General features: G+C 64.5%; 1 pseudogene. It reads right to left on the bottom strand.

The window, feature by feature from the left end:
- Positions 1-1,703, bottom strand: a pseudogene (locus AC27IO_RS23635) (type VI secretion system Vgr family protein); the annotation flags it as partial.
- Between the last annotated feature and the right edge of the window lie 160 nt (positions 1,704-1,863).

Below are 1,863 nucleotides of genomic sequence, written 5' to 3'. Positions count from 1 at the left end.
TCGCTCGACTTCCTCGGTGCGCCAGCCGTGCACGGTGTCTTTTCGGTTTGCGGTCCACGGTCTCGGTGCGGTCGCGGTGGATGACGTTTGGTCTCGTTCCCGATCGATGGTCTTTGCGCCGGTCGCGGCCGACCCACTTGTCCTCGTCGTTCTCCACTTCGGTGAGCTGGTCCTTTTGCGCATGCAGCCACAGCTGCTCGGCGCCTGCCTTGTCCTCAAAGCGGATGGCGTTGGCATCGCCCGCGCCGTTCTTCAGCCCGTCGCCGAAGGCCCCGCCCTTGCTCGATTTGGTCTTGATGCCCGACTGCGTGGCGTTGGCCGGCAGCGCCCACGGCGGCATGTTGTCCGCGTTGTACACGCAGCCGGTGATGAGGGGGTGGTCCGGGTCGCCATTGAGGAAGTCGACCACGACTTCCATGTTGATGCGCGGGATGAACAGGGCCCCGAAGCCGGAGCCGGCCCAGCTGCTGGAGACCCGCACCCAGCAGCTGGAGTTCTCGTTCATGGCGCCCACCCGGTCCCAGTGGAACTGCACCTTGACGCGCCCGTACTGGTCGGGCCAGATCTCCTCGCCCGGCGGGCCGACGACGAAGGCGGTCTGCGGGCCGGTGGTCCTGGGTTTCGGCGTGGTGCGCGCGGGGGTGTAGGGCACGCTGGTGGGCTGGGCCAGCAGGGTGAACCGCTGGAACGAGCCTTCTTCCTGCGCCGTGCCCTTGGGGCCCGGGGCCGCAGCGCTGACCTGGGGGTTTTCCTTGAAGTGGTATTCGAGGCCGGTGAGCAGGTAGGCCTGGTTCTGGTCCTCGCGCGGGTAGTTCTCCAGCGTGAAGGTGTAGCCCGGGGCCAGCGCCCGGTGGCGCGACTGGCCCCGCACGGTGCTGTGCCCGGTGAGGCTTTCCTGCAGCCGCACCCGGGCATAGGCTTCGCCATCGCCGAATTCGGTGTAGCCGCCCGGCCATTCGTAGATTTCGTGGGCGTCGTGCGCATGCCCCGGCGGGGTCTGGCGCATGTTGGACAGGTCCGCGCGCGGCTTCTTGAAGTCGTAGTCGTCGTTGTAGTGCCGCCCGGAGTGGATGGCCTGGTGCAGTTCCCAGGCGTGGATGTTCTCTTTGTCGGCGACGGCGGCCTTCTCGGGCGGGTAGAACGGGATGACAGCAGCACCAGCGAGCGGGCTGTGCGAGGCGACGATGTCGTCGGCCAGGGTCAGGATGTGCTGGCCGGCGCTGTGCTGGTGGTAGTAGTAGATGCCTTCATGCTCCATCAGGCGCGAGACGAAGGCGCAGTCGGTCTCGCCGTACTGCACGCAGTAGTCCCAGCTGCGATACGCCCGCGTGAGCCGCTTTTGCAGGGGGTGGCCGTATTTGCCGAGCACCTCTTCGATGATGTCGGGAACGGTCTTGTTCTGGAAGATCCGAAAGTCGCTCTTGCGCGTGGCCAGCCACAGCCAGGGCTGCAGGCGCAGGCGGTAGGAGTAATACCGGTGGTCTTCGCCTTGCAGGCCGAACCGGGTGACGATGCCGTCCAGGTAGCGCCGGCCGCCGCCTTCGGTCTCCACCTCCACCGTGGCGTGCTTGCCCAGCAGCGCCTTGGGGTCGAGGGACTTGCTCTCGCTCAGCAGATCCACATCCAACCGCAACAGCTCGCTCAAGGATTCCTTGCCCTGCAGGCGGCGAAACTGCAGCTGTTCTGCCCAATGGCGTTTGGATCGTGACACGGCGATTGGTCGATGCGAAAAAATGTTTCTAGCGGTGGATCGGCTGGCGGATTATGGTGATGGTCTGTGGAAGATTGACAGATGCTGTTGGATTAAAAAACCATCCATTGCATTCTTGGATGTTTTTTGCAAAAAGAATACCCTTGTCGCAC

This window comes from Acidovorax sp. KNOB132 (assembly GCF_057541515.1).
This window is presented reverse-complemented; position numbering and strand designations above follow the sequence as displayed.